General features: G+C 71.5%; 20 protein-coding genes and 1 pseudogene. 10 read left to right on the forward strand and 11 right to left on the reverse strand.

Annotation, left to right across the window (positions count from 1 at the left end; translation table 11 throughout):
- Positions 1–38: 38 nt before the first annotated feature.
- Positions 39–908 (reverse strand): DUF4132 domain-containing protein, encoded by an 870-nt coding sequence (locus IE260_RS00360; protein ID WP_189868362.1) that lies wholly within the window; start codon positions 906–908, stop codon positions 39–41.
- Between the two features lie 207 nt (positions 909–1,115).
- Here IE260_RS00360 and IE260_RS00365 point away from each other — a divergent pair, with 207 nt between their 5' ends.
- The 3 genes from IE260_RS00365 to IE260_RS00375 are packed head-to-tail and all read left to right on the forward strand — an operon-like array spanning position 1,116 to position 3,294.
- Positions 1,116–2,186, forward strand: coding sequence for a Rieske 2Fe-2S domain-containing protein (locus IE260_RS00365; RefSeq protein ID WP_189868363.1), 1,071 nt, complete (start codon positions 1,116–1,118; stop codon positions 2,184–2,186).
- Entirely contained in the window at positions 2,183–2,359 is a 177-nt protein-coding gene (locus IE260_RS00370; protein WP_189868364.1) for a hypothetical protein, read from the forward strand. Before IE260_RS00365 ends, IE260_RS00370 begins: the two co-directional genes overlap by 4 nt.
- Entirely contained in the window at positions 2,356–3,294 is a 939-nt protein-coding gene (locus IE260_RS00375) for a PDR/VanB family oxidoreductase (RefSeq protein ID WP_189868365.1), read from the forward strand. The genes IE260_RS00370 and IE260_RS00375 overlap by 4 nt, the downstream gene beginning before the upstream one ends.
- Here IE260_RS00375 and IE260_RS00380 read toward each other — a convergent pair.
- Positions 3,245–4,060, reverse strand: coding sequence for an IclR family transcriptional regulator domain-containing protein (locus tag IE260_RS00380; protein WP_189868366.1), 816 nt, complete (start codon positions 4,058–4,060; stop codon positions 3,245–3,247). The two genes, IE260_RS00375 and IE260_RS00380, sit on opposite strands and share 50 nt — an antisense overlap.
- A gap of 248 nt (positions 4,061–4,308) precedes the next feature.
- Here IE260_RS00380 and IE260_RS00385 point away from each other — a divergent pair, with 248 nt between their 5' ends.
- Genes IE260_RS00385 through IE260_RS00400 form a run of 4 tightly spaced genes read left to right on the forward strand, consistent with a single transcriptional unit; the run spans position 4,309 to position 7,651 of the window.
- Entirely contained in the window at positions 4,309–5,277 is a 969-nt protein-coding gene (locus tag IE260_RS00385) for an ABC transporter substrate-binding protein (protein ID WP_189868367.1), read from the forward strand.
- Positions 5,274–6,047 carry an ABC transporter permease gene (locus IE260_RS00390; protein ID WP_189868368.1) on the forward strand — a complete coding sequence of 258 codons (774 nt, stop codon included), beginning with the start codon at positions 5,274–5,276 and terminating at the stop codon, positions 6,045–6,047. Before IE260_RS00385 ends, IE260_RS00390 begins: the two co-directional genes overlap by 4 nt.
- The gene (locus IE260_RS00395; protein WP_189868369.1) at positions 6,044–6,820 is read left to right on the forward strand and encodes an ABC transporter permease; all 777 of its coding nucleotides are present in this window, start codon (positions 6,044–6,046) and stop codon (positions 6,818–6,820) included. The genes IE260_RS00390 and IE260_RS00395 overlap by 4 nt, the downstream gene beginning before the upstream one ends.
- 24 nt (positions 6,821–6,844) lie before the next feature.
- The gene (locus IE260_RS00400; RefSeq protein WP_189868370.1) at positions 6,845–7,651 is read left to right on the forward strand and encodes an ABC transporter ATP-binding protein; all 807 of its coding nucleotides are present in this window, start codon (positions 6,845–6,847) and stop codon (positions 7,649–7,651) included.
- Positions 7,652–7,661: 10 nt separating this feature from the next.
- Here IE260_RS00400 and IE260_RS00405 read toward each other — a convergent pair whose 3' ends face one another.
- The 7 genes and pseudogenes from IE260_RS00405 to IE260_RS00430 all read right to left on the reverse strand — a co-directional run bounded on the left by IE260_RS00405 (position 7,662) and on the right by IE260_RS00430 (position 14,530).
- A complete protein-coding gene (locus IE260_RS00405) occupies positions 7,662–9,248 on the reverse strand; it encodes a glycoside hydrolase family 13 protein (RefSeq protein ID WP_189868371.1) in 1,587 nt (528 codons plus the stop codon).
- 30 nt (positions 9,249–9,278) lie between these two features.
- Entirely contained in the window at positions 9,279–10,142 is an 864-nt protein-coding gene (locus IE260_RS00410; RefSeq protein WP_189868372.1) for a carbohydrate ABC transporter permease, read from the reverse strand.
- On the reverse strand, positions 10,139–11,092 hold the full coding sequence (locus IE260_RS00415; RefSeq protein WP_189868373.1) for a carbohydrate ABC transporter permease: 954 nt from the start codon (positions 11,090–11,092) through the stop codon (positions 10,139–10,141). The genes IE260_RS00410 and IE260_RS00415 overlap by 4 nt, the downstream gene beginning before the upstream one ends.
- Before the next feature lie 6 nt (positions 11,093–11,098).
- Complete coding sequence (locus tag IE260_RS00420; protein WP_189868374.1) at positions 11,099–12,448, reverse strand: ABC transporter substrate-binding protein; 1,350 nt, start codon at positions 12,446–12,448, stop codon at positions 11,099–11,101.
- Positions 12,449–12,558: 110 nt separating this feature from the next.
- Positions 12,559–13,554 (reverse strand): LacI family DNA-binding transcriptional regulator, encoded by a 996-nt coding sequence (locus IE260_RS00425; protein ID WP_189868375.1) that lies wholly within the window; start codon positions 13,552–13,554, stop codon positions 12,559–12,561.
- Positions 13,555–13,653: 99 nt separating this feature from the next.
- Positions 13,654–13,929: pseudogene (locus tag IE260_RS42970) on the reverse strand (hypothetical protein); the annotation flags it as partial.
- Entirely contained in the window at positions 13,871–14,530 is a 660-nt protein-coding gene (locus tag IE260_RS00430; protein ID WP_189868376.1) for an MmyB family transcriptional regulator, read from the reverse strand. The gene IE260_RS00430 and the pseudogene IE260_RS42970, both read right to left, overlap by 59 nt.
- A gap of 231 nt (positions 14,531–14,761) precedes the next feature.
- On the opposite strand from IE260_RS00430, the gene IE260_RS00435 reads away from it, so the two are divergent.
- The 3 genes from IE260_RS00435 to IE260_RS00445 all read left to right on the forward strand — a co-directional run bounded on the left by IE260_RS00435 (position 14,762) and on the right by IE260_RS00445 (position 16,391).
- Positions 14,762–15,418 (forward strand): helix-turn-helix domain-containing protein, encoded by a 657-nt coding sequence (locus tag IE260_RS00435; RefSeq protein WP_189868377.1) that lies wholly within the window; start codon positions 14,762–14,764, stop codon positions 15,416–15,418.
- Positions 15,419–15,450: 32 nt separating this feature from the next.
- A complete protein-coding gene (locus IE260_RS00440; protein WP_189868681.1) occupies positions 15,451–15,978 on the forward strand; it encodes a toxin-antitoxin system, toxin component in 528 nt (175 codons plus the stop codon).
- 176 nt (positions 15,979–16,154) lie between these two features.
- Positions 16,155–16,391, forward strand: coding sequence for a hypothetical protein (locus tag IE260_RS00445; protein WP_189868378.1), 237 nt, complete (start codon positions 16,155–16,157; stop codon positions 16,389–16,391).
- Between the two features lie 28 nt (positions 16,392–16,419).
- Here the strand turns inward: IE260_RS00445 and IE260_RS00450 are convergent, their stop codons facing one another.
- Positions 16,420–17,100: a 4'-phosphopantetheinyl transferase family protein gene (locus IE260_RS00450; protein ID WP_189868379.1), complete on the reverse strand. Its 681-nt coding sequence runs from the start codon at positions 17,098–17,100 to the stop codon at positions 16,420–16,422.
- Entirely contained in the window at positions 17,097–17,981 is an 885-nt protein-coding gene (locus IE260_RS00455; RefSeq protein WP_189868380.1) for a metallophosphoesterase family protein, read from the reverse strand. The genes IE260_RS00450 and IE260_RS00455 overlap by 4 nt, the downstream gene beginning before the upstream one ends.
- Between the last annotated feature and the right edge of the window lie 233 nt (positions 17,982–18,214).

The raw sequence follows: 18,214 nt of genomic DNA on the forward strand, positions 1-18,214 counted from the left end.
GGCTGTGCCTCCCCTGGATGTCCGTGCCGCCCTGTCGTTCACTCGGCGCCGTCCGCGGTCACGGTGCGGCCGGCGTGCAGGGCGGCGGCCATGCGCATGCCTTCGGACCAGGCCACCGGGCCGACTTCGGTCAGCGGGAGGAGCCGCTGTCCGTCCTGATCGCTCCAGGTCAGACTGCCGGTCCAGGCCTTCTCCTCGGTGAAGGGGTCGCTCATGCCGACCGCGGCGGTGAAGGTCCGCCCGCCGTCCCTGATCCGGTCGGTGGCCGACGAGCCGGAGACCTTGTAGCCGAGCGACGTGACGCGGGCGGAGAGGTGGAACCACGAGCGGTACTCGGCGCCGGCGAACTCGGTGACCCTGTCGGCGGCCGGGTCGATCCCGCCGGGTTTGTGCCAGGTGGCCCGGTGGATCTGCTCGACGCCCTGGGTCACGCCCAGGTCGGCCGCGAACGCGCGGAGTTCCTCCAGTTCGGGAAGGAGGACCGGGTGCGGCATGGTCACCGTGCGGGGAGCCAGGCGTACGGTCTCGCCGTCGAGGTTCACCACCCGCAGTACGCCCGAGCCGTCCGCGTCCCGCAGGAAGCCGACCTCGTCGGGGCCGTCACCGACGACAACGATGTCCCGCAGCGCGGCCTGCCACGCCTCGTCGGGCCAGACCTGGGCCAGCAGAACGGTCGGCACCGGCAGTGAGGACACCATCCAGGTGTCGACCTGGGTCGCGCACTCGGCAGCGTGCCGCTCCAGCCACTCGGCGAACCGCTGGAGTTCGTGCACTTCGGGGCGGTCCCGTATCTCCGCCGGCAGGCCTCTGCCCTGCCCGGCCGGGGACTCTCCCGGCACGGACCGGGCCACCACCCGGCCCTCCACCAGAGCGACTTCGTAACTGTCGCCCGCTGCCAGCCAACCCATTGCTTCCTCGCCTCTTCCCCATCCGGAATCCGGCACAGTGCGTCCGGCGGCCCGAATCGGCGCGCCCCGCTGTGACATCGGGCGAAAGCCTAGAGGCACCCACCGACAGTCCCCGGCGAACCGCTTCCGTGAGACGGAAGGAGCGTTGCCACCCCTCGGCGCCCTCCCCGACGATGCCACCACCCACGACGGACGGGAGCCGCAACGATGCCCCACATGACCGCCTTCGCCAGGAACCAGTGGTACGTCGCCGCCTACAGTCACGAGGTCGGGCGCGAGTTGCTGGGACGGACCGTTCTCGGTGAGCCGCTCGTCCTCTACCGCACCGCGGAGGACGGGACCCCCGTCGTTCTGCACGACCGCTGCGTGCACCGCCGGTACCCGCTGTCCGAGGCCCCGACGCGGCTCGACGGCGACCGGATCGTGTGCGGATACCACGGGTTCACCTACGACACGACCGGCACCTGCGTGTACGTGCCGGGCCAGAAACGCGTCCCGCGCACGGCCCGGGTCGCCTCCTACCCGGTGGTGGAGCAGGACTCGCTGGTGTGGGTGTGGATCGGTGACCCGCATCTCGCCGACCCCGCCTCCGTCCCGCGGGCCCGGCACCTGGACTCCCCCGGCTGGGTCACGGTCCGGGGCATGGAACCGATCGACGCCGACTACGGGCTGCTGGTCGACAACCTCCTCGACCTGTCCCACGAGACGTATCTGCACGGCGGTTACATCGGCACCCCCGAGGTCGCCGAGACGCCGATCACCACGGAGGTCGACGAGGGCGCCGGGATCGTACGGGTCAGCCGCCACATGGACGACGCCGAGTGCCCGCCGTTCTACGCCCGGTCCACCGGCATCAGCGGGCGCATCTCCCGGTGGCAGGACATCGAGTACCACGCCCCCTGCCTGTACCTGCTGCACAGCAGGGTTGCCCCGGTCGGTGTGCTGCCCGAGGCCGACGGCAGCGACCCGAACGCCTTCCACACCGAGATCACGTACGCGATCACCCCGTCCGCCGACGGCAAGGTGTACGACTTCTGGGCGGTCTCCCGGGACTGGGCGACCGACGACACCGAGGTCACCGAGTTCCTGCGGAAGAACAACCACACCGTCGTCATGCAGGACGTCGACGCGCTCAACCTGCTCCAGCGCACGCTGGGCACCGAACGCACCGGCTACCAGGAGCTGAGCATCAACATCGACACCGGCGGCCTGGCCGCCCGCCGCATCCTCGCCCGGCTGGTCGACGAGGGCGCCGCTGCCGTGGAGCAGGTCCGATGACCGTGCCCGCGTCCACCGGGGAGATCTACCGCGTCGACTGGCTGCCGGGCACCGACGTCCTGCACGGCACGTGCCACTGCGGCGCCGAGCACACCGCCGAGGACCCGGTCGCGATGTGGGAGTGGATGCTCGCCCACCCGGAAGGACACCACCTCCGAGGGACCAGCTCATGACCCTGTTCACATCCGGACTCGTCGTCGACCGCCGGGAGACAGCGGCCGACGGCGTGCTCGTCCTGACCCTGCGCCACCCGCTGGGCGAACCGCTGCCCGGGTGGGAGCCCGGCGCCCATGTCGACGTCGTCCTCGGCCCGGACTTGGAGAGGCAGTACTCCCTGTGCGGCGACCCCGCCGACCGGTCCGTGTGGCGGATCGCCGTCCTGCGCGAGCCGGAGGGGCGGGGAGGATCGGCCCGCCTGCACGACCGGGTGGGGGTGGGCGACAAGGTACGGGTGCGGGGCCCGCGCAACCACTTCCGGCTGGAGCCCGCCGCCCGCTACCGGTTCGTCGCCGGCGGCATCGGCATCACGCCGATCCTGCCGATGCTGGCCGCCGCCGAGGAGTCGGGGGCCGAGTGGACGCTGCTGTACGGCGGCCGGTCGCGCCGGTCCATGGCGTTCGCCGGGGAGTTGGAGCGGTACGGGGACCGGGTCACGATCGCCCCCGAGGACGAGAGCGGTCTGCTCGACCTCGGCCCCGTACTCGACGACGTGTCCGACGGCACCCTCGTCTACTGCTGCGGCCCCGGGCCGCTGCTGGACGCGGTCGAGGAGCGGTGCCCGCCCGGGGTCCTGCGCGTCGAGCGGTTCCGGCCGAAGGAACGGGAAGGGTCCGACGCCGACACGGAGTTCGAGGTCGAGCTCGCGCGCAGCGGGCGCACGGTCACCGTCGCGCCGGACGTCTCCGTCCTCGACGCCGTCCGCGCCGCCGGGGTCGAGGTGCTGTACTCCTGCACCGAGGGCACCTGCGGCACCTGCGAGACCGACGTCGTCGAGGGCACCCCGGACCACCGGGACTCGGTCCTCACGGACGAGGAGCGGGCGGCCGGGGAGACCATGCTCATCTGCGTGTCCCGGTGCCGTGGGAAGCGGCTCGTGCTGGACCTGTGATCCTGAGGTCGGCGTCGATCCGCGCCACGGCCGCCAGCAGGTGCGGCAGCAGGTCCCGGCGCACGGACTCCACGGAGTTGCGGCTGGCGTGCACCGCGATGTTCACGCCGGCCACCACCCCGCCGTCCCGGTCCCGCACCGGGGCGGCCACCGATCTGAGCCCCTCCTCCAGTTCCTGGTCGACCAGCGCGTGCCCCCGGCGGCGCACCCGGCGCAGCTCGGCGCGCAGGGCGTCCACCGAGGTGAGGGTGCGGGCGGTGTGCGGCCGCAGGTCGGCGCGGGCGAGCCGGGTCTCGATCTCGGCGTCCGGCAGATGGGCGAGGATCACCCGGCCCACGGAGGTGAGGTGGGCCGGGAAGCGGGTGCCGACCGTGATGGACGCGGTCATGATGCGGCTGGTCGGTACGCGGGCGACGTACACGATGTCGTCGCCGTCCAGGACGCACAGCGACGACGACTCCCGCACCTGTGCGACGAGTCGCTCCAGATGCGGTTCGGCGATCTGCGGCAGGGTGAACCCGGCGAGATAGGAGTAGCCGAGTTCCAGCACGCGCGGGGTGAGCCGGAACAGCCGGCCGTCGGTGTGCACGTAGCCGAGGTCGGCCAGGGTGAGCAGGAAGCGGCGGGCCGCCGCACGGGTCAGTTCGCAGGCACGGGCGACCTCGCTCAGGGTCAGGGCGGGATGGTCGGCGTCGAAGGCGCGGATCACGGCGAGGCCGCGCTCGAAGGACCTCACGAAGTGCGGTGCGCGGGCTGCATCGGGCATCTGGCCTCCGGCAGGGGCCTCACGGCAGGGCGTTCGGGCGGGGGACGACCGTACGCTGTGCGCACGCTATGAGTGCGCGTCCCGCACTGTCAACGGACCGTGGCGGTGTGCGTCTCGTGCACCCAACGTCCCTTTGCCGCAAGGGCATTGACCCTGACTCGGCCAGGGCCCTACGTTCCCGCTGAGCACGTTCGTGCTGTCTGCGCACAGCCTGTCGGAGCACCTTGTCCGGTCCCACAGGGGGAGCCATGCGTCGTCTGTTCGTCGGCCTCACGGCCGTATCCGTCCTGGCCGCCGCGACGGCCTGCGGCTCGTCCGACTCCGGGGGTTCGGACGGGTCCGGCTCGTCCGGCGGCACCACCACGGTGAAGGTCGGGCTCATCCCCATCGTCGATGTCGCGCCGCTGTACCTGGGCCAGGAGAAGGGCTTCTTCAGCGAGCGCGGCCTGAAGCTGTCCCTGTCGAGCGCGCAGGGCGGCGCCGCGATCGTCCCCGGTGTGACGAGCGGCCAGTTCCAGTTCGGCTTCTCCAACATGACCTCGCTGATGATCGCCCAGTCCAACGACGTGCCCGTGAAGGCGGTGGCCAACGGCATCGCCTCCACCGGCGAACAGGGCAAGGACTTCGGCGCGATCACCGTGAAGGGCGACAGCCCGATCAAGTCGGCGAAGGAACTGGAGGGCAAGAAGGTCGCCATCAACACCCTGAAGAACATCAACGAGACCGCGGTGCGCGCCTCGGTGCGCAAAGCGGGCGGCGACCCGGACGAGGTGGACTTCGTCGAGCTGGCCTTCGACCAGATGCCCGCCGCGCTCGACGGCGGCCGGATCGACGCGGCGATGGTGGTGGAACCGGCGCTGGCCACGATCAAGAGCCAGGGCGGCAGGGAGATCGCCTCCTCCATGGTGGACATCGCGCCGAAGCTCACCGTCGCCATGTACTTCACCTCGACGAGGTACGCGCAGGAGAACCCGGAGGTGGTGAAGAAGTTCCAGGAGGCCACCGCCGAGTCCCTGGCGTACGCCGACGCCCACCCGGACGAGGTCCGCGAGATCGTCACCACGTACACCAAGATCCCGCCGGCCGTCCTGGAGAAGGTGACCCTGCCGAAGTGGCCCGCCGAGCCCAACCGGCCCGCCATCGAGGCGCTGGCCGAACTGGGCCGTGCGGACGGCCTGTTCAAGCAGGCCCCGGACCTGGACGAGCTGCTGCCGTGAGGGGCGTGAACGCGGCCCTCGGAGCGGCCGGGCTCGCGGGCTTCCTCGCCCTGGGCGAGGCGGTGCCGCGGCTCGGTCTGGTGGAGGAGGACTACTTCCCGCCGACCAGCCGCATCGCCGACGCGCTCGGCACGGAGATCACGGACCCGGCCTTCTGGACCGCGCTCGGCGACACCCTCACCGGCTGGGCCCTGGGCCTGGCGATCGCGGTCGGCGCCGGGATCGTCATCGGGGTGGTCCTCTCGGTGGTGCCGTACCTGCGTGAGGCGACGGCGTCCACGATCGAGTTCCTGCGCCCCATCCCCTCGGTCGCGCTGATCCCGCTCGCGGTGCTGCTGTACGGCACCGAACTGCGCTCGGTGCTGCTCCTGGTCGTGTACGCCTCCTTCTGGCAGGTGCTCATCCAGGTGCTGTACGGCGTGCGGGACGTCGACCCGGTCGCCGAGGAGACGGCACGGTCGTACGGTCTGGGCACCTGGGCGCGGATCCGGCACGTGCTGTGGCCGACCGCGCTGCCCTACGTGATGACCGGGGTGCGGCTGGCGGCGGCCGTCGCGCTGATCCTCGCCATCACCGCCGAACTGGTCATCGGGGCGCCGGGGCTGGGCGCCCGGATCGCCGTCGCGCAGACCTCGCAGGCGGTACCGGAGATGTACGCACTGATCGTCGTCGCCGGTCTGCTCGGGCTGCTGATCAACGTCGGCGCCCGGTCGGTGGAGCGCCGGGCGCTGGCCTGGCACCAGTCGGTGCGCGGGGAGGTGACGGTGTGAGGGGTCCGCTGCTGCGGCTGGTGTTCGTGCTGGGCCTGCCCGTGGTGCTGGTGGCCGTCTGGTGGGCCGCGTCGGCCGGCAGCAAGGACGTGTACTGGCCGCCGCTGCGCACGATCGTCGAGACGTTCCCGGACGTGTGGACCGGTGAGCGGTGGCGCGGGGACGTCCTGCCCAGCGTGCTGCGGCTCGCGGCGGGCTACGCCCTGGCGGCCGTCGCCGGCGTCGCGCTGGGCACGCTCGTCGGCTCCCGCCGGCGGGTGCGGGCGGTGTGCGAACCGGTGCTGGAGTTCCTGCGGGCCGTGCCGCCACCGGTGCTGGTGCCCGTGATCATGCTGTTCGCGGGCATCGGCGACACGATGAAGATCGTCGTCATCGCCACCGGCTGTGTGTGGCCGGTGCTGCTCAACACGGTCGAGGGGGTTCGTGCGGTCGACCCGGTGATGGCGGAGACCGCCCGCTCCTACGGCATCACGGGCGCGGCACGGCTGAGGCGGGTGGTGCTGCCCTCGGCGAGCCCGCAGATCTTCGCGGGGCTGCGCCAGGCCCTGTCGATCGGCATCATCCTCATGGTGATCAGCGAGATGTTCGCCGCCAGCAACGGACTCGGCTTCACCATCGTGCAGTTCCAGCGCTCCTTCGCGATCCCCGGCATGTGGACCGGCATCCTGCTGCTCGGCCTGCTCGGCTTCGTGCTCTCGGTCCTCTTCCAGCTGGTCGAGCGGCGGGTGCTCGGCTGGTACCACGGCCTGCGCGACGCAAGCCGGCGGTCCTGACTGAAGCTCCTGAAAGGGCGGTCCATGCTCGACGTACGCGGCCTGAAGAAGGTGTACGAGGGATCCGGGCGACGGATCGAGGCGGTGCGCGACCTGACCTTCACCGTCGGGGCCGGGGAACTGGTCTGCCTGGTCGGTCCCTCGGGCTGCGGCAAGACCACGCTGCTCAAGTGCGTGGGCGGCCTGCTCGCGCCGACCGCCGGCGAGGTGTCGCTGTCCGGGCGGAAGGTGGACGGTCCGCCGCCCGGCATGGCGTTCGTCTTCCAGGAGTACGGGCGCAGTCTGTTCCCCTGGATGCGGGTCGGCGACAACGTGGAACTCCCGCTGAGGCAGAAGGACCTGAGCAGGGCCCGGCGCCGGGAGCTGGTCGGGGACGCGCTCGCCTCGGTGGGGCTGGCGGACGCCGCCGGGGCGTACCCGTGGCAGCTGTCCGGCGGCATGCAGCAGCGGGTGGCGATCGCGCGGGCGCTGGCGTACGAGCCCGAGGTGCTGCTGATGGACGAGCCGTTTGCGGCGGTGGACGCGCAGACCCGCGCCGACCTGGAGGACCTGGTGCGGCGGCTGTGGCGGGAGCGCGGGATCACCATCCTGTTCGTCACCCACGACATCGACGAGGCGGTGTACCTGGGTGAGCGGGTGATCGTGCTGTCCGCCTCCCCCACGGTGGTGCGCGAGCAGCTCAGGGTCGATCTGCCCGCCGAGCGGGATCAGGTGCACACGCGGGTGGCCCCGCGCTTCGCCGAGCTGCGGACCCGCGTCTACGAGCAGATCCAGGCGGCGAAGCGCGGGGCGGCGACGCCGGCCAAGGCGGACATGCCCCCGTCCGGCTGACCCGGCGGTCTCAGGTGCGCAGCCAGACCGCCGTGTCCGGGAGGAGGCGGTGGTCGTCGCCCAAGGGGCCGCTGGCCAGGAGCAGGCCGCCGTGCCCGGGCAGTTCGGTGGGGGTGTCGGCCAGGTTCACCACACAGGTCGCGCCGCCGTCCCCCCGGGTGAAGGCGAGGACGCCGTCGGGAGCGGGCAGCCAGGTCAGCGGGCCGCCGCCGAACGCCGGGCGCAGGCGGATCGCCTCCCGGTAGAGGCTGAGCATCGAGTCCGGGTCGGCGGCCTGGCGGTCCGCGGCGTACGACGCCCAGCCTGCGGGCTGCGGGAGCCACGGCTCGCCGCCGAAGCCGGCGTGGGGCGCGTCGGCCGTCCACGGCAGCGGCACCCTGCAGCCGTCGCGGCCCGGGTCGACGCCGCCGGAGCGGGCGTGCATGGGGTCCTCGATGCGGTCCAGGGGGATGTCGGCCTCGGGCAGCCCCAGTTCCTCGCCCTGGTAGACGTAGACGGATCCGGGCAGGGCCAGCGACAGCAGGGCGGCGGCCCGCGCCCGGCGGGTGCCGAGGGCGAGGTCCGTGGGGGTGCCGAAGACCTTGGTGGCGAAGTCGAAGCCGGTGTCGGTGCGTCCGTAGCGGGTGACCGTGCGGGTGACGTCGTGGTTGCAGAGCACCCAGGTGGCGGGGGCGCCGACCGGGGCGTGTTCGGCGAGGGTGTCGTCGATGGAGGTGCGCAGCCGGGCCGCGTCCCAGGGGCAGGTCATGAAGGAGAAGTTGAAGGCGGTGTGCAGTTCGTCGGGGCGCAGGTAACGGGCGAAACGCTCGGTGTCGGGCAGCCACACCTCACCGACGAACACGCCCCCGTACTCGTCGGCGACGGCACGCCAGCCCCGGTAGACGTCGTGGAGTTCGTCCCGGTCGACGTACGGGTGGGGGTCGCGGCCCTCGGTGAAGTCCGGCAGACGGGGGTCCTTGGCGAGCAGGGCCGCGGAGTCGATGCGGACGCCGGCGACCCCGCGCTCGAACCAGAACCGCAGGATGTCCTCGTGCTCCTGGCGCACGGCCGGGTGCGCCCAGTTGAGGTCGGGCTGCTCGGGGGCGAACAGGTGGAGGTACCACTCGCCGTCGGGCAGCCGGGACCAGGCGGGTCCGCCGAACTCCGACTGCCATTCGTTCGGCGGGAGTTCACCGTGCGTCCCGCGGCCGGGACGGAAATGGAACAGCTCCCGCTCGGGGCCGCCTCCGAGCGCCGCCCGGAACCAGGGGTGCTGGTCGGAGACGTGGTTGGGGACGATGTCGACGATGGTGCGGATGCCGAGCTCCCGTGCCTCGGCGATGAGCTTCTCGGCCTCGGCGAGGGTGCCGAAGGCCGGGTCGACGGCGCGGTAGTCGGCGACGTCGTAGCCGCCGTCCTTCATCGGGGAGAGGTACCAGGGGTTGAACCACAGGGCGTCCACGCCGAGGTCGGCGAGGTAGGGCAGTTTCGCCCGGACTCCCGCGAGGTCGCCGGTGCCGTCACCGTCGCCGTCCGCGAAACTGCGGACGTACACCTGGTAGATGACGGCGGAGCGCCACCAGTCGGCGTGGCTGCGGTCAGGGGTGGGCTGTCCCACGGTGCGTGCCTTTCTTTCGGGGGGAGGGCGTCAGCCCTTGGTGCTGCCCGCGCTGATCCCGGCGATGATGTGCCGCTGGAAGACGAGGAACAACGCGACCATGGGAATGCTGGCGATCACCATCGCGGCGATGAGCACGGTGAGCGGCAGGTTCTGCGACAGCTGGACGAGCGCCACGCTGATCGGCTGCCTGTCGGTGTCGGAGAAGACCATCAGCGGCCACAGGAAGTCCTGCCACACGGCGACCAGCGCGAAGATCGACACGACGCCGAGCACCGGCCGTGACATCGGCAGCACGATCGACCACAGGGTGCGCAGCTTCCCGGCGCCGTCCATCTCCGCGGCCTCCAGCACGTCCCTCGGGATCTGGTCGAAGAACCGCTTGAGCAGGTACAGGTTGAAGGCGTTGGCGACGGCCGGAAGCCAGATGGCCAGGGGGTCGTTGAGGAGGCCGAGGTCTGCCACGGTCAGGTACTTCGGCACGACGAGGGCCTGGGCCGGCACCATCAGGGTGGCGAGGATGCCGCCGAGGACCACCTTGCCGAAGGCCGGCCTCAGCTTGGACAGGGCGTAGGCGGCGGCCGTGCACAGCACCAGCTGGAACAGCCAGGCGCCGGCTGCCTGGACGACGGTGTTCCACAGGTGGGTCGGCAGCTGCATCAGGTCCCAGGCGTCGGTGTAGCCGCCGAGCCGCCAGTCCTCCGGGACGATCGTGGGCGGGGTCCGGGCCACCTCGTCCGGCGACTTCATCGCCCCGGTCACCATCCAGTAGACGGGGAAGAGGAAGGCGAGGGCGAAGAGCAGGACGACGCCGGTGAACACGGTCCAGTAGACGGCCCTGCCGCGCGGGCGGGCCAGGGTGGCCGGCGAGACGAGGGTACGGGTGCCGCTCATGCGTCCTCCCCGTCGGATCGGGTGAGCCGGAGGTAGACGGCTGAGAAGAGGCCGAGCAGCAGCAGGAGCATGACGCTCAGCGCGCAGGCGCCGCCGAAGTCGTTGTAGAGGAAGGCGTACTTGTAGATGAGGTAGAGGACGGTGACCGTGGCGTTCTCCGGGCCGCCGCCGGTGATGACGAAGGGTTCGGTGAAGACCTGCATGGTGGCGATGATCTGCAGCAGCATCAGCATGAGGATGACGAACCTGGTCTGCGGGATCGTCACGTGCCGTACGCGCTGGAGCAGGTTCGCGCCGTCCAGTTCGGCGGCCTCGTACAGCTCGCCGGGGATCGACTGCAGGGCGGCGAGGTAGATCAGGACGGTGCCGCCCATGTTGGCCCAGGTGGCGACGACGACGAGGGAGACCAGCGCGGTGTCGGCGCCGTTGGACCAGTTCGAGGTGGGCAGGTGCAGAAAGCGCAGCGCCTCGTTGGCGAGGCCGGTGCCGGGGTCGTAGAACCACTTCCACAGCAGTGCGCTGACCACCGGCGGGATCATCACCGGCAGGTAGACGACGACCCGGAAGAACGCCTTGGCGTGCCGCAGTTCGTTGAGCACCAGGGCCAGGACGAACGGGATCGCGAAACCGATCACCAGGGCCAGCACGGTGAAGGTGAGCGTGTTGCGCCAGGCGTCGGCGAACTCGGGGTCCTCGAAGACGCGGGTGAAGTTGGCGCTGCCGACCCATTCGGGGGACGAGCCCGGGGTGTACTTCTGGAAGGCGATCACGACCGCGCGGATCGCCGGGTACCAGGAGAACAGCGCGAAGCAGATCAGGCCGCCGACGAGGAAGGCGTAGGCGCGGCCCTGCTCGGCGAGGCGGCGCCGCCCGCGGCGTCCTGCCGGGGGCGGCGCCTGCACCGGGCGGACCTGGACCGCCTCGGCCGGCCGGTGTGCAACCGTCTTCATCACCGGTCAGCCCCGGGCCAGGATGCCGTCGATCTTGCCGGAGGCGTCCTTCAGCAGCTTGTCGATGTCCGCGTCCTTCTTGGTGAGGACGGCGGAGACCACTCCGTCGAGGACGGAGTAGATCTGCTGGGCGTTCGGCGGCTCGATCTTCATGTCGAGGTTCTGGTTGCCGTCGAGGAAGGGCTGGTAGTTCTCCACCGGCACGTTGGCGTTGGCCTTCTTGACCTGCTGGTCCTCCGCGTCGGCGGCGCCGGTGAACAGCCGCGGTTCGGGCAGCCCGACCGGGGCGTCGTTCTTCTTGGCGCGGGCGTAGTCGCCGAGGAAGCCGTCGCCGGGGGTGAGGAACATGTGGTCGAGCCACTTCAGGCCGGCGCGGATCTGCTCGGGGCTCGCCTTCTTGTTGAACATGTAGCCGTCGCCGCCGATGAGGGTGCCCCGGCCGCCGGGCATGGGCGCGAGGGCGAGGTCCTTGTAGTTGCCGCCCTTCTCCTTGACCAGGATCGGGATGTTGTCGGGGGCGGCGAGGTACATGCCGAGCTTGCCGGAGCCCATCATCTGCTGGACGTCGTTGATGACCAGGAGCTGCTTGCTGCCCATGGAGTCGTCCGTCCAGCGCATGTCGTGCAGCGTCTGCAGCACGGCGCGGCCCTCGGGCGTGTCGACGGTGGCTCTCTTGCCGTCCTCGCTGACGACGTCGCCGCCCTGTGAGTAGAGCTCGGCGGTGAAGTGCCAGCCGCCCTGGTTCTGGGCGCTGTAGTCGGCGTAGCCGACGGTGCCGTCGCCGAGTGCGGCGATCTTCTTGGCGGCGGTGCGGACCTCTTCCCAGGTGGCCGGGGGCTCGTCGGGGTCGAGGCCGGCCTTCTCGAAGAGCGCCTTGTTGTAGATCAGGCCCATCGAGTAGCCGGTGCGCGGGATGCCGTAGACCTTGCCGTCGACGGTGTAGATGTCGCGCAGCTGCTTCTGGACGGTCCCGTAGCTCTTCAGCTCCTTGACGTACGGCGTGAGGTCGGCCGCCTGGCCGATGTCCACGACGTGCCGGGCGTCGGTGAAGTACGTGTAGAACACGTCCTCCATCTGCCCGCCGGCCAGCTTGGCGTCGAACGTCTTCGGGTCCTGGCAGGGGAACGCGTCGTGCGGGACGACGTCGATGCCCGGGTTGGCCTTCTCGAACGCGGCGACGTCCTCCTCGAAGAACTGCCGGTCGACCTTGGCGCTCTTGGGCGGCATGCAGTTGACCGTGATGCGGGTCTTGCCGCTCGCGGAGTCGTCGTCGCCCGACCCGCAGGCGGAGACGGCGAGGGCGAGTGAGCAGACGCTCAACGCGGCAAAGGTACGGCGGAACCCGGTGCGTGACATCGGTGACCCCTTAGGGACAGGAGCGGTGGGCGCGGCACACTCAAGCACCGGCGCCACCGCTGCGCAAGATGTCACGCAGAATATGCAATTATTCGACAGCTTAGTGGATTTCAGGGACGAGGCGCTTGCGCGGTCGACCCCCGCACCACCAGTTCCGGCTCGAACAGCAGCTCCTCGGCGGCCACGGAACTGCCGTTGATCTGCGCGTTCAGCAGCTCCACGACGGCCCGGCCCATGGCCTCGATGGGCTGCCGGACGGTGGTGAGGGGCGGCTCGGTGCAGTTCATCAGCGCGGAGTCGTCGTAGCCGACGACGGAGATCCGTGACGGCACGTCGAGTCCCTTGCGCCGGGCGGCCCGTACGACACCGAGGGCCAGGGGGTCGCTGGCGCAGATGAAGCCGGTGACGCCCCGGTCGATGAGCCGGGAGGCCGCCGCGTGCCCGCCCTCGATGGAGAACATGGCGCGCGCGACGTACTCGTCGGGCAGCGAGCCGAGGGCCCGCGCGGCGGCCAGCTTGCGCCCGGAGGGCATGTGGTCGCCGGGGCCGAGCACCAGGCCGATCCGCTCGTGGCCGAGCGAGGCCAGATGCCGCCAGGCCTGCTCCACCGCCACGGCGTCGTCGCAGGAGACGCCGGGGAAGCCGAGGTGCTCTATGCCGGCGTTCACCAGCACGACGGGGATGTTGCGCTCGGCGAGGCGCTCGTAGTGGTCGTGGGGCGCGTCGGCCTGCGCGTACAGCCCGCCGGCGAAGACGACGCCGGATACCTGCTGCTGCAGCAGCAGATCGACGTAGTCGGCCTCCGACACCCCGCCCTTGGTCTGGGTGCACAGCACCGGGGTGAGGCCGAGCTGGGCCAGCGCTCCGCCGATGACCTCGGCGAACGCCGGGAAGATCGGGTTCTGCAGCTCGGGCAGGACCAGGCCGACGAGCCGGGCACGCTCGCCGCGCAACTGGGTCGGCCGTTCGTAGCCGAGGACGTCCAGGGCGGAGAGCACCGCCTGCCGGGTGGCCTGGGAGACCCCGGGCTTGCCGTTGAGCACCCGGCTGACCGTGGCCTCGCTGACCCCGACCTTCTTCGCCACCTCAGCAAGTCGTCGCGTCATACACGCAAGCCTAGCGCAAGAAACGCAAATGATTTGCGTAATGGTGTCATCCCGCTGCCCACAGGCCCCGTACGTGGCCCTGATGCCGCTCATCACCTCCCGTGCGGCGCCCTCGTCCCGGTCGAGCAGCGCGTCGAGGATCTCCAGGCGCTCATCGGCCGACGCCTCCGGCCGCCCCTGCTCCACCAGTGCCGTCAGCCCGTACGGCCGGGAGCGGCGGCGCAGGTCCCGGACCACCTCGAGGACGTGGCCGTTGCCCGCGAGCGCCGGCCCCCGGGAACGGGGCCGACGACGCCCGGCGGCGCGGCCGGGACGCTCACTCGCCCGCGGCGACCACCCTGAGGTGGGAGGCGGCGCGTCGGGTCCGGCCTTCACGGTGCGGGGTGCGGCGCCTGTCGCGCAGGACCAGCGTCAGCCGGGTGTACCCCAGTTCCTGAAGCGACCTGGGGGTCTCGACGACGACCCGGCACTCGGTGGCGCCCCACCGCGGATCGGGGTGGTGCAGCGGCCGTACGGCGCCGTCGTGCTCGACGGCCTCCTCGCCCACGGCGCGGATCCAGTGCGGCAGGCCCTGCCGGTAGGCGGCCTCCATGATCGGGTCCTGGGCGATGTCACGGCGGATGGCCTGCAGGCCGTGGTCGTGGCCGTACCGTTCCACCGCGGAGGCGAAGTGCGCCAGCATCGGCAGGCACCAGCTCGACTCGTGTTCCCCGAGGACCGCGGACGCGTCCGGGTGGAACAGGACGAACCTGAGGAAGTTGTCGGCGGGCATCGCCGTCGGATGCGGACCGATCCCCTGGAAGAGTGTCCGGAAGGCGCCGTTGGCCAGGACCACGTCCCAGCGGTGGTCGACCACGAGGGAGGGAAACGGGACGGCCTCCAGGAGCGCGGCGTAGTCCTGCAGATACGCCTGCGCCTCGGGAGTCGCGGGGACGGGCCGCGGTGCCGGCCGCCGCCCTCCTGCCTGAAATGCCATCGGGAGGTCACCCCTCTTGCCTATGCGGCCTTCTCGCGGCGTCCCGATCCTGGTGCCCGGCGCAAGGCATGTCAACTATCGTGGCATTTCGTGCCCGTTGACGGCTGAAATTGGCCACAGTTGTGGCGAGACCTGGATGTGAGTTCGAGCGACAAGCTACTCTCCGGGAAGTTCACGGCAATCGCTTGTGAGAAGCCTGTGAGTCCTGTGAGAGACGTAGGAGATCTGTCGGTGGCGGGTGGCTTCGAGGGTCCGGGCGCCATGCCGACGGCCGCGCTGCCCGCCGTCGTCGCCCGCGTCACCGCGCTCGCCGACCGGCTCGGCGTCCCGCACGCCGAGGTCTTCGACGTCGGCCGCCTGTCCGCCGCCTCCGGCGTTCCCGAGCCCGTGGTCAAGGCGCTGCTCGGCGGCCGCCCGGCGGGCGAACCCGATGTGCAGGCCCGGTTCGTACAGCGCCTGGACCTGCTGCGCCGCACCCGGCTGAAGCCCAACGGCCGCAAGTACACCCAGCAGGAGATCGCCGACGGCGCCGGCATGTCGCGGCAGCAGGCCGGCGCGCTCATCAACGGCGACCGTCGGCCCACCATGGAGCACTGCGACGCCATCCAGCGTTTCTTCCGGGTGCACGCCGGGTTCCTCACCGCCGAGGACCCCGAGGCGCTGGCGGGGGCCCTGCGCCACACCGAACAGGAACTCCTGCAGCAGCTCGCCGACCGCGAGCGGGAGGCCGCCGCAGCCGCCGATGACCCGCTGGAGCGGCTGCTGCAGGACCACGGGGTGCGCGGCATCGCCTGGCGGGCCGCGCAACTGCCCACCGACCAGCACCGCGACAAGGTCGCCGAGTGGCTGGACATGCTCCTGGAGAGCGTCAAGCGGCCCGAGTCGTGAGCCTGGGGAGAGATGTGGGCATCGGTAGGGAGATGCGCCGCCTGTGCGGCGAGTTGGTCCAGGAGCTGACGCTTCCCGCCCCGGCGCGGCCGGCCGACCTCTACGTCGCGCTGTGCGACGCGATGAGCAGACGCCGCGGCCGTCCCGTGCAGTTCCGTACGGCTGCCTTCCCGCCCGGGACGGCCAGCGGGCTGTGGCTCGACATGGCCGACCAGGACCTCGTCGTCGTCGAGGAACGCACCGCTCCCGAACACCAGTTGGTCATCCTGGGTCACGAGCTCTGGCACATGAAGGCCGGGCACCGCGGTCATCACGTCGAGGGCGGCGCGGTCGCCGCACGGCTGCTGAGCGACCTCGACGAGGACGCCCTGCGAGCCACGGTCCGCGCGGTCGCCGCCCGCTCCCGCTTCGACCTGTCCGACGAGAAGGAGGCCGAGGCGTTCGGTCTGCTGCTGGCGAGCAAGTGCCGTACCTGGCTGGCCGGTTCGTCGCAGCGCGGGCCGGTGCAGCGGGACCATCTGGCGGGGCGGATCGAGGCGTCGCTGGGTTACCTGGGCTGACCGGTCGGCACCGGGGCCCCGCGGGCGGCAGGGTGCGGGCGGGGACCCGGTCGTGTCGGCTGCGTGCGGGGCGCGTCCCGGCCCGATTGTCAGTGGTGGGCGGCAAGCTGGGAAGCGTGCCGCCGCGGTGCGGGGGCGCGTGAGACGCCGATGCCGCTTGTGGGGAGAGCCGACCGATGACCACCGCTGTACTGACCGACCGCGAACGCACCGCCGTCCAGGCCTATCTGCGGCTGCTGCACACCGTGCGGGCCGGCTTCGACACCGCGGCCGGACCGCCCGACGCCCCTCGCCCTCCGGTCGTCCCGCCCGCCGTGCTCGCCGAGGCCGAGCAGGCGCTGAAGGACGCGGGACTGGCCGGGAACGAGGAGGAGTTCTTCCGGCTGCTGCGGAGCTGGTGTCCGCGGCCATGACCGGGCCGGACGGGAGCCTGCCCGCGTCTCAGGTGTGCGGCACCGTGATCGCCGTGGCCACCAGCCCGTTCCGGGCGGTCCAGCGCCCGTCGAAGTGGGTCAGGCGCCGGCCGCCCACCAGCGGTCCCGGGACCAGCAGCGCGGCGCGCAGGGTGCCGCCGTGCCGCTCGTCGGGATCCGTGCGGATCTCGATGTCGGCCTCCGCGAAGTCCAGCCACTGCCCGGTGAGGGGGAACCACGCCTTGTAGACGGACTCCTTGGCGCTGAACAGCAGCCGGTCCCAGTGCACCCCGGGACGCTCCGCGGCCAGCCGCCGCAGCCGGTCGGCCTCGCCGGGCAGGGACACGCTGGGCAGCACGCCGTCCGGGAGCGGCCCGGCGGGTTCGGCGTCGATGCCGAGGGAGGCCAGGTCGGTGGCGCGGGCCAGGGCCGCGGCGGCGTAGCCGTCGCAGTGGGTCATGCTGCCGACCACACCGTCCGGCCAGCGCGGCGCGCCGCGTTCGCCGGGCAGGACGGGCTGCGGGGACACGCCGAGTTTCTCCATGGCCCGGCGGGCACAGGAGCGGACGACGGTGAACTCGCGGCGCCGCTTGGCGACCGCCTGGGCCACGAGCGCCGCCTCCTCGGGGTACAGCGGCGTGTGTCCGGTCTCGTCCTTGCCGTGGGCCTCCACGGCGACGACCGCGTCGGGCAGCAGTTCCTCGATCACCGGGCGTCGTCCTCTCTGGGCAGGATGCGCCGCAGCCGTCCCGGCGGCTGCGGCCGTTTGCGCCACTCGCGGGGGTAGCCCACCGACACCTCCTCGAAGCGGACGCCCTCGTGCCAGGTGGTCCGCGGGATGTGGAGATGGCCGTAGACCATGGTGTCGACCCGGAAGCGGCGGTGCCAGTCGGCGGTCAGCCGGGTGCCGCACCACATGGCGAACTCGGGGTACCACAGGACCTCGGTGGGGTGCCGGTCCAGCGGGTAGTGGTTGACCAGGATCGTCGGCAGCTCGGCGGGCAGTGCGGCGAGCCTGCGCTCGGTCTCGGCGACCCGCGCCCGGCACCAGTCCTCCCTGCTCGGGTGCGGGTCGGGGTGCAGCAGGAACTCGTCGTTGCACACGACGCCGGTGCCGTGGGCGTACGTCAGCCCCTCGTCCTTGGTGGCGCAGCCGGCCGGCAGGAACGAGTAGTCGTAGAGCAGGAACAGGGGTGCGACGACCGCCGGTCCGCCGGCGCCCCGCCAGACGGGGTAGGGGTCCTCGGGCGTCGTCACGCCCAGGTCGCGGCACATCTCGACGAGGTGCTGGTAGCGGGCGACACCGCGCAGGGTGACGGCGTCCTTCGGGTGGGTCCACAGTTCGTGGTTGCCGGGAACCCAGACGACCCGATGGAAGCGGCCGGCGAGCGTCTTCAGCGCCCAGCGGATGTCCTCCACGGTCTCCGCCACGTCACCGGCGACCAGGAGCCAGTCGTCGTCCGATTCGGGACGCATCTTCTCGACCAGGGCGCGGTTCTCCGCGTAGCCGATGTGCAGGTCGCTCACGGCCCACAGCCGGCCGGAACCAGCGGCCGTGGACGTCGTTCCCCGCTCTTCTCTTTCGAGCACGTCTCCCCCGTCTCCGGGCCTCCGTGAGGGCCCGACACACCCGTGTTCGGCACCAAGAGATCACATCCGGAACCCGCGGACAAGGGCGGTCGGATCCGGGCCGCGCCGTGACGGGCGGAACCCCGTGTGCCGCGTTGACGCCCCTGTATCACGCGCGTTGCACGAGGCGCCCCTCGAACCCCTATGATCGCCCCAACACCACCCGCCACGACTCCCCTTCGCGCAGGGCGGCT

It is taken from the genome of Streptomyces viridiviolaceus (genome assembly GCF_014650995.1).
GTDB lineage: Bacteria > Actinomycetota > Actinomycetes > Streptomycetales > Streptomycetaceae > Streptomyces > Streptomyces viridiviolaceus.

What these genes read in the sequence shown, in the direction of transcription:
- IE260_RS00360 (WP_189868362.1), bottom strand. Translation starts at nt 908, where the DNA reads ATGGGTTGGCTGGCAGCGGGCGACAGTTACGAAGTCGCTCTGGTGGAG.
- IE260_RS00365 (WP_189868363.1), top strand. Translation starts at nt 1,116, where the DNA reads ATGCCCCACATGACCGCCTTCGCCAGGAACCAGTGGTACGTCGCCGCC.
- IE260_RS00370 (WP_189868364.1), top strand. Translation starts at nt 2,183, where the DNA reads ATGACCGTGCCCGCGTCCACCGGGGAGATCTACCGCGTCGACTGGCTG.
- IE260_RS00375 (WP_189868365.1), top strand. Translation starts at nt 2,356, where the DNA reads ATGACCCTGTTCACATCCGGACTCGTCGTCGACCGCCGGGAGACAGCG.
- IE260_RS00380 (WP_189868366.1), bottom strand. Translation starts at nt 4,060, where the DNA reads ATGCCCGATGCAGCCCGCGCACCGCACTTCGTGAGGTCCTTCGAGCGC.
- IE260_RS00385 (WP_189868367.1), top strand. Translation starts at nt 4,309, where the DNA reads ATGCGTCGTCTGTTCGTCGGCCTCACGGCCGTATCCGTCCTGGCCGCC.
- IE260_RS00400 (WP_189868370.1), top strand. Translation starts at nt 6,845, where the DNA reads ATGCTCGACGTACGCGGCCTGAAGAAGGTGTACGAGGGATCCGGGCGA.
- IE260_RS00410 (WP_189868372.1), bottom strand. Translation starts at nt 10,142, where the DNA reads ATGAGCGGCACCCGTACCCTCGTCTCGCCGGCCACCCTGGCCCGCCCG.
- IE260_RS00415 (WP_189868373.1), bottom strand. Translation starts at nt 11,092, where the DNA reads ATGAAGACGGTTGCACACCGGCCGGCCGAGGCGGTCCAGGTCCGCCCG.
- IE260_RS00420 (WP_189868374.1), bottom strand. Translation starts at nt 12,448, where the DNA reads ATGTCACGCACCGGGTTCCGCCGTACCTTTGCCGCGTTGAGCGTCTGC.
- IE260_RS00425 (WP_189868375.1), bottom strand. Translation starts at nt 13,554, where the DNA reads ATGACGCGACGACTTGCTGAGGTGGCGAAGAAGGTCGGGGTCAGCGAG.
- IE260_RS00430 (WP_189868376.1), bottom strand. Translation starts at nt 14,530, where the DNA reads ATGGCATTTCAGGCAGGAGGGCGGCGGCCGGCACCGCGGCCCGTCCCC.
- IE260_RS00440 (WP_189868681.1), top strand. Translation starts at nt 15,451, where the DNA reads ATGCGCCGCCTGTGCGGCGAGTTGGTCCAGGAGCTGACGCTTCCCGCC.
- IE260_RS00445 (WP_189868378.1), top strand. Translation starts at nt 16,155, where the DNA reads ATGACCACCGCTGTACTGACCGACCGCGAACGCACCGCCGTCCAGGCC.